Source organism: Paenibacillus apis (assembly GCF_018333295.1).
Taxonomy (GTDB): Bacteria; Bacillota; Bacilli; order Paenibacillales; family Paenibacillaceae; genus Fontibacillus; species Fontibacillus antibioticophila.
The window spans coordinates 1-217 of sequence record NZ_BORS01000094.1 but is presented as its reverse complement, the minus strand read 5'-3'; the positions used below and the strand labels follow the sequence as shown (position 1 = coordinate 217).

Annotated in this window: 1 rRNA gene; it reads right to left on the bottom strand. The window is 57.6% G+C overall.

Features of this window, described 5'->3' with window-relative positions:
• Positions 1–217: ribosomal RNA gene (locus tag KI362_RS25465) — 16S ribosomal RNA — on the bottom strand; the annotation flags it as partial.

Here is a 217-nt window from a genome sequence, read left to right as displayed (position 1 = left end):
ACTTGCGTCCATTGCGGAAGATTCCCTACTGCTGCCTCCCGTAGGAGTCTGGGCCGTGTCTCAGTCCCAGTGTGGCCGTTCACCCTCTCAGGTCGGCTACGCATCGTCGCCTTGGTGAGCCGTTACCTCACCAACTAGCTAATGCGCCGCAGGCCCATCCGTAAGTGACAGATTGCTCCGCCTTTCATTACCTCCCCATGCGGCAAGGTAAATTATC